Here is a 7951-nt window from a genome sequence, read left to right on the forward strand (position 1 = left end):
GGATACCCTTCGCAATTACCAGCGGAGCAACACGGTCTTTCGCATCCCCTCATCCACCCTTTTTCCGAGTTCGACCGGCTGGATCCACGGGACCAACTCGTTCGAGGACCGCGCCAAGGCCACCCGGTTAGCCCTCCCATCCAATGCGGAGAACGCGACGGTTGAGGAAATCCTGGTGACCTTTATCCATAAGGGAAATAACGTCACCACCGAAGAGTATGCCGTCGAGATCTTTGATGTCGACCCGCTCACCGGCGGCCCGGGAACGCTCCTCGGCGGCCAGATTTTTAGTTACGCTTTCGTCGATGCCGACGAAGACCTCGGCACGCCGGCGGTTACGACCATCCATGTGCTGGACAACCCCATTCCGGTGTCCGACGACTTTTTCCTCGTCGTCGATTTTGGCACCTACGGCTCGGCCGTCTACGAAAGTATCGCGATCGCTTCGACCGATTTCCTGGGGCGGTTCGTGGCGGAAGACTGGGAACAGCTCGCCAGCGGCGGCTGGATCAACATGTCCACCTCCTGGCTGTCGGACGCGGATGACGGCTGGCTGATGTGGCTCGATGCTGTCGTGCGCTACGACGCGCAGTCCAACAACCCTCCGACCATCACCCACACCCCCATCACCTCAGCCACCGCGGGAGAGGACCTGACCATCTCCGCCACAATTAGCGCCACCGGCGGCACGTCGTTGGCGCTGGTCGCTTATGCCCAGGGCAGCAACTCGGCCACGCCGCCGTTGCTGACGATGAGCAACACGGGTGGCAATGTGTGGCAGGCCACGATTCCGGGCACCGACGTCAACCTGCGGGGCCTGCGATACGCCATCGGCGCGGCGGATGGGAATGGTGTCACGGCGAATACGGCAGACTTCAACGTCCGCGTAAGCGATGACGAGGGGCTCTCCCAACCGATCTCCGTGACCGGCTCCACGGAGTCCGCCTACCGCCTCGTGTCGATTCCCGTCGTGGCGAACAATACCACGCCGGCTGCCGTCCTCCAGGACGACCTCGGCAACTACGACCCATCCAGCTGGCGGCTCTTCGGCCTGAACGCCGACCAGTCCTACGGCGAATTCCCCAACTCAGGCGCCATGGCCCCGGGCGCCGCGTTCTGGCTGGCGAGCAGCGAGGCCGGCCGGGAGATCACCACCGGACCCGCAACATCGGTCTCCCTCGCCGGCGAGTACGCGATTCCGCTGAATCCGGGGTGGACTTTCGTAGGCACGCCCTTCAACTTCCCGGTCAGCCGGCCGCAGCTACGGCTGGCATCGGGCGGCACGGTGGACATCCGAACCTTTACAGGCTCGTGGAGCGCCTTCACCGGCTCAATGCAGCCGTTTGTCGGGTATGCCGTGGCGTCCGTGGCATCGGACCAGCTGCTCGTGGCGCCGTTTACGGCCGATGTGCTGGCGCGGTTCGATGGCGAGCCGGCGCCGGCTCGCGCGCTCCCGACGGCAAAAACGGAGGCGGAGGTCGACTGGCAGATCCATATCCAGGCTCGATCCACCCATGCGCAGGATACCGACAACTACGCCGCTCTCTCCGCGTCGTCCAGCCCGCGCTGGGATGCCCTCGATCGTCCCGAGCCGCCGGTCATCGGAGCGTACGTTTCGCTCTATTTCGGTCGACAGGACTGGGACGTGCCCTTCCGGCGTTTCAGCACCGACGCCCGCCCGTTTGGCGCCGGCCAGGTGGAATGGACGTTTGAGCTGAGCACGTCCGTCGACGAACCCATCCAGCTAACGTTCGACGGGCTCGAATCGGTCCCCGAGGACCTGGAGATCTGGCTCCTCGACCGCCTGCTGCATACTCACATCAATATCCGCCGGCAGCCGGCCTATACGGTGGCCGGCTCTCCCGAGGCGTTCGCCGATCGGTTCTCACTCCTGGTGGGTGAGCCGGACGTGTTGGCGGCCACGCTGGCGGGTGCCCGTGAACTCCCTGAATCGATGACCATCGAGAGCTTCCCGAATCCCTTCCGCACGTCCACCTCGATCCGTTTCGGCCTGCCGGCCGACGATGTGGTGACGCTCAAGGTATACGATCTACTCGGAAAAGAGGTGGCCACGCTGCTCTCCCGCTCGGCTGCGGAGCGGGGCTTTCATTCGATTATCTGGGATGGACAGAACCAGGCCGAGCTGCCGGTGCGGTCGGGGATGTATCTCTATGTGTTGGAGTCCCAAACCACCCGTGTTACGGGGCGGACCGTAGTGCTCCGATAACGCTCACCGCCCCCCAAACACGACGCTGAACCGCGCCCAGGCCACCACCGGCTGGCCGTTAAACGTCGCCGGCGCGAACCGCGCCTCGCGCAGGGCCCGCACGACTTCCTCGTCGCACCCCCCGCCAATGCCGTTCACCACCCGGGCCGTCACGAAGCGGCCGTTGGCATCCACCAGATACTGGACGGTCACGCGCCCCGTTATGCTGGCTTGCGACGCCGCGAACGGGTAGCGGATCGCCCGGCGCATCGCTGGCTCCTCCACCACCGCCACCGGCGTGTCCGGCGCCACGAAATACCCCTCCCCATCCGTCACCTTGCCGATCCGCACCTTCAGCGAGTCCGCGATTTCCCGCTGGCGTGCATCGTCCTGGAGCTGCGTCTCGATGGTGGCGAGCTGCGTCGCCACGTACGCGTCGGTGGGTTCGATGCGCTGGGCGGACTGGTACAGGTGGAGCGCGGCTGCGTAAAAGCCGAGCCGGATGAGGCTGTCCCCCTGCGCCCGGTAATAGGTGTACTGCTCCCGCCGGATCTGTGCCGCCAGCACTTCGGGGGAGACAGGCGGTGGCGCCGCAACGGCCGGCTCTGGTTCGGGCTCAGGCTCTTCGGGCTCTGGCGCGACACGCTCCGCCACAGCGGGCGCTTCGATTTCGGGGACAGGCTCGGGCAGCACGTCTCGGGCTGGTATTTCGCGCGACACCGCTTCACGGGTGGGTGCTACTTCTGGGGCCGCCGGCTCATCGACCACCGTTTCAGTCACAGACTCGATCACAGCGGCGATCGGTTCGGGCTCGTACAGGTCGAACTCGACCCCCTCATCCTCTGCCAGCGCTTCCGCGGCGGGAATCGCCGCCGCAAGGCTATCAACCGTCGTAGCCGCCATCAGCGGGGCCACGACGGCCGGCGCGGCCTGCGCTTCCGGGATCGATCCCCCCGGATCCGACGCCATCAGCCGCTGCGCCACGCCCGGCGCAAAGAACACGCCCCCGATCACCCCGATCATGGCCAGGAAGACGATGGCGAGGATGCTGCCGACGAACACCTGCTGCCACTTGACCATCTTCACGACGAGCAGCTCCAGTTCGTGCTCGCGACGCGGTTCTCGGCTCGATTCGCGGGCCGGCGAAGCAGGCTCCCGGTCGTGGCCGTTGGAAAGGGCGTAAGAGGGGGGCTGGGAAGAAATGATGTCGGATGATTCGCGTGGCATGGGACGTTCCGCCTTTTGGGTAGATGAAAGGATTGGGGCGGAGGGTTCGGATCGTTCGTAAGGCGTGGCGGCGACCAGCTCGATGTCGCTGTGCCAGAGGGCATCGCTGCTGGCTTCCTCGAGGTCGATGCCCACGTGGAGCATCGGGCGGGCGGCGCTCGGGCGGAGCCGGCGCGTGCCCACCTCGGCCAGCAGCGCCCCGAACGCGTCCGCCGTGGCCGGCCGGTCGGCCGGGTGGAACGCCATCGCCCGTTCCAGGACGCCCCTCAACTCGGCTGATAATCCGGACGCCCGGTGCAAGGCCGTCTGGATGCGGCCGGCCTCCGAGGGAATCGTAATCGCCGGCGGCACCCGCCCCGAGAGCATGAACAGCAGCGTCGCGGCACAGCCGTAGACATCCCACCAGGGACCGTCCGGTGCGTCGCCGCCCGCGAGTTCGGGCGGCGAGAAGCCCGGATGCAGCGCCTCGTCGACCGCCTCGCACCGGCGGGCGAGTTTGAAGCGGGCCGACTGAAAACCGAGCAACACCGCCGGGCCGGCCACCGTCATGTAGATCGACTTCGGGGTGATGCCGGCGTGGAAGAGCCGGCGGGCGTGGCAGGCTTCGAGGGCGCCCAGCACCCCCTGGACGACGGAAATCGCATCTTCCTCCCCGATCCGGCCCTGGTGCTGGCGGATGTAGGCGGCGAGCGACGCGCCGGAGACGTACGCGTTCACCCGGTACACCGTGCCGTTTTCCTTGAACTGGTCGGTGCACGTCACCACGCCGGCGTGGCGGATGTCCATCAACAGCGCCCCCTCGGCCAGGTAGGCCCCGAGGCCATACTCAAACAGGCGCGGATCGTTTACTTCTAGCGTGGCGCCGTCGCGCCCGCGTTGGGCGAGGCGGAGCGGGTAATACTCGCGCACCACCACCTCGCGCTCCGCCTGGAGGTCCCACGCGAGGTAGTTGACATCAAACGGACCCACGTCGCCGAGTACGCTCTGGACGGCATACCGCCCATGCAAGATACTTCCGTTGGAAAGGATCATGACCTGCTGAGATGTATCGAAAAGCCGTAAACGCTGGCGCCTGCTCCCGAAAGGCACGAATGGGATGGCGAAAGGATGGCATCAAGGTACGGGGGGAAGCCCCGGTTCGGAGTCGGCTATTTCACTAATTGCTTACGGTGCCGCTGGCGCATACGGCGCTTGCTTTTGGCGCAGACGAGCCATTGCATAAGCCGACAAAAGTGTATCTTGCGCTCCACCCGCCACCCTACCCGCCCTCATGTTCGACACGTCCACCCTCAAAATCGCCGGCGGCCTCGCCATCCCGATGCCCGCGATGGCCCGCGTCCGGCAGACGTTCGACGTCCACCGCCTGCCCGATCTACCCGGAGCCGTGCGCGAGCAGGTGCTGCTGCCGGACATCCGCCGGCGGATTATTCCCGGCGCCTCCATCGCCGTCGGCGTCGGCAGCCGCGGGGTCGCGAACCTGGAAGAGCTGGTCCGGGCCCTTGTCGGCGCCCTGAAAGAAGCCGGCGCCCGCCCCTTCGTCTTCCCCGCCATGGGCAGCCACGGCGGCGCCACGGCCGAGGGGCAGACGCGGGTGTTGGCCGACTACGGCGTCACCGAGGCCCGCGTCGGCGCGCCCGTCCGCGCGACCATGGATACCGTGGAAATCACCCGCATGCCCGACGGCACGGTGCTCCACATGGACCGCCTCGCCCACGAGGCCGATGGGATCGTGCTCATCAACCGCATCAAGCCCCACACGACAGTCCGCGGCCCCATCCAGAGCGGGGTGATCAAGATGATGGTGATCGGGATGGGGAAGATCGCCGGCGCCAGCATCATGCACACGGATCATGGGATGGATCGCTTCGCCGAGGTGCTGCCGCAGGCCGCCGCCTGCCTGATGGAGCGTATCCCGTTCCTGTTTGGCATCGGCGTCGTGGAGGACGCGTACGACCACACCGCCCACATCGAGGCCCTCCCCCCCGAAACCCTCCTCACCCGCGAGGCCGCACTGTTAACCCTCGCGACGGCCTACATGCCCCGCATCTGCTTCGACGACATCGACGTGCTGGTGATCGACCGGATCGGGAAAGAGATCAGCGGCTCGGGCTTCGACCCGAACATCGCCGGCCGGAATAGCCGCGGCGTCACCGGGTTCGACCGCCCCCGCGTCCAGAAGGTCGTCGTGCTCGACCTCACGGATCAGACCCACGGAAACGCTACCGGGGTGGGGATGGCGGATGTCATCACGCGCCGGCTGCTGAACCGGGTCGACTTCAACTCGACCTACGCGAACGTCATCACCAGCGCCTACCTCGACGGCGCGGCCATCCCGCTGGTGATGGACACCGCCGAGGATGCCGTCCGCCTCGCGGTCAAAACCCTCCTCCGCGTCAAACCCGAACACGCCCGCATCGTGCGGATCGCCGATACACTTTCCCTCGCCGAGATCCACGCCTCCGAGCCCCTGCTCGCCGAGGCGCGGAGGCACCCGAACCTGACCGTCGTCTCGGACCCCGCGCCGATGCGATGGGGATGATGGGGGCGCGGCCCTAACCCTTACCAATCACGAATCATGCGAACCAGGAGTTGAGGCCGTATCAAATGAATAAATCTGACTGGCATTCCCCCTTTCCTCGTCTTCCCCAACTTGATTGGGGATCCATAGGCGGCTGATCGCATGCAGCCGGGCCTTATGCAGGCTGCAGAAAGACAGGAGCACCAACCTCGCTGCGTTTCGGGTACCCCGGGCGTGCTACTATCGCCCTTAAAGACGCATATGCTGCATTCTCATGCTTCCATGGATCCCCAATCAAGTTGGGGAAGACGAACAGGGAGCGTGCGGCGGAAGCCAGTATGCGCTGTATTCCAACTCCTGATTCGCATAAATCGCTATTCACGAATCGCTAATCGCTAATCCCATGACCTCCGCCCCTTATTGGCCGTTTATCGTCCTGTTTCTCGGGATCGCGTTTGTCGTATTCCTGATCGCGGTTGCCCGCATCCACGCGTTTTTGTCGCTGATGATCGCCGCCGTATTTGTGGGGCTGCTCAGCCACACCCTCCCGGGCGACGCCGCGCTGGCACATGTGATCCGGGCGGTGGAGATCCCGATGAGGGAGTTCGGGGTGGTCGCCGGCCAGATTACCTTCGTCATCGCCCTCGCGGCCATCATCGGGACGGCGATGCTCCAGAGTGGAGCGGCGGACCGGATCGTGAATGCGTTGATCGGCGCGTTGGGCGAGACCCGGGCGGCCATGGCGCTGTTTGCGAGCGGCTTCATCATCAGCATCCCGGTGTTTTTCGACACGGTCTTTTTCCTCCTCCTCCCCCTCGTCCTCGCCCTTCGGATGCGCACGGGTAAGGATTACGTGTTGTTCGTGATGGCCATCGCCGGCGGAGCTGCCGTGACCCACCACCTCGTGCCGCCGACGCCGGGCCCGCTCATCATGTCCGAGACGCTGCAGATCGACCTCGGCGTGACGATCATGGCCGGCCTGATCGCCGGCATCCTACCCGGCATCGCGGCCTACGCGATGGGCGCGCGCCTCAACCGCAAGATGGGGGTCACCTTCCAGCCCTCCAACTTCGTATCCGCCCCCCCTCAGCAGCGCGAAGGCGGGTGGACGCCCGGGTTGCTCCTGTCGCTCGCGCCGGTGGTGCTGCCGGTCATCCTCATCAGCATGGCGACCGTGGCCACGGCCATCGGGAGCGACAATACGGCCGTCGCGTTTGCCGGCAACAAAAACGTGGCGATGTTCATCGGGACGGCGATTTCGCTGTGGCTGTGGGCACGCCGAAAGGGCTGGGGGATTCGCGAGGTGGGGGATGCGATGGGCGAGCCGCTGCAGATCGCGGGCGTGATTATCCTCATCACCTGCGCCGGCGGCGCGTTCGGAGCGATGATCAAGCTCTCCGGCATCGGCGACGCGATCCAGTGGGCGACAGCCGACCTGTCCGTCAGCTACATCCTGCTCGCCTGGATCATCGCGGCGGTGATGAAAATCGCCCAGGGCTCGGGCACCGTGTCGATGATCACCACCTCCAGCATCATGCTCGCCCTGATCGGCGACGGCGCCGGCCTGCCGTATCACCCGGTCTACATCCTGCTCGCCATCGGCTTCGGCGCCATGGTGGTGACCTGGATGAACGACAGCGGCTTCTGGGTCGTGGCCCGCATGAGCGGCTTCACCGAACGCGAAACCTTGCGAACGTGGACGGTGACGCTGGCCACGATCGGGGTCGTCGGGCTGGTGGAGGTGCTGATCCTGGCGGCGCTGTTTCCGATGAAGGGGTGATGGCGTAGGACTTGATTAGCGAGTAGCGATTAGCGATTAGCCAATAGCGATTAATGCGAATCAATAGTTGAGGCCGTATCAAATGAATTACTGATGTTACGCAGCGACCAGTTGTTGGCGTGCGCGTAGTTCTTTGAAACTCGCCTTCATTGCGGGCAGCCATAACCGAGCGACAAAGGCGAACTGGTTGACTCCTTCGGCCAGCGAGAGGCATTCCAAC

Annotated in this window: 4 protein-coding genes; 3 read left to right on the forward strand and 1 reads right to left on the reverse strand. The window is 65.3% G+C overall.

What is annotated here, in order from left to right; genetic code table 11:
• A partial coding sequence (locus tag SH809_15340) for a T9SS type A sorting domain-containing protein (protein MDZ4701082.1) occupies positions 1–2227 on the forward strand: 2227 nt, incomplete at its 5' end.
• Between the two features lie 3 nt (positions 2228–2230).
• Here the strand turns inward: SH809_15340 and SH809_15345 are convergent.
• The gene (locus SH809_15345) at positions 2231–4465 is read right to left on the reverse strand and encodes a TonB family protein (GenBank protein MDZ4701083.1); all 2235 of its coding nucleotides are present in this window, start codon (positions 4463–4465) and stop codon (positions 2231–2233) included.
• Between the two features lie 238 nt (positions 4466–4703).
• Here SH809_15345 and SH809_15350 point away from each other — a divergent pair, with 238 nt between their 5' ends.
• Entirely contained in the window at positions 4704–5972 is a 1269-nt protein-coding gene (locus SH809_15350; protein MDZ4701084.1) for a DUF362 domain-containing protein, read from the forward strand.
• A 382-nt stretch (positions 5973–6354) separates the two neighbouring features.
• A complete protein-coding gene (locus SH809_15355) occupies positions 6355–7731 on the forward strand; it encodes a GntP family permease (protein MDZ4701085.1) in 1377 nt (458 codons plus the stop codon).
• Positions 7732–7951: the final 220 nt, after the last annotated feature.

Source organism: Rhodothermales bacterium (assembly GCA_034439735.1).
In the GTDB taxonomy this organism is placed as follows: Bacteria; Bacteroidota; Rhodothermia; order Rhodothermales; family JAHQVL01; genus JAWKNW01.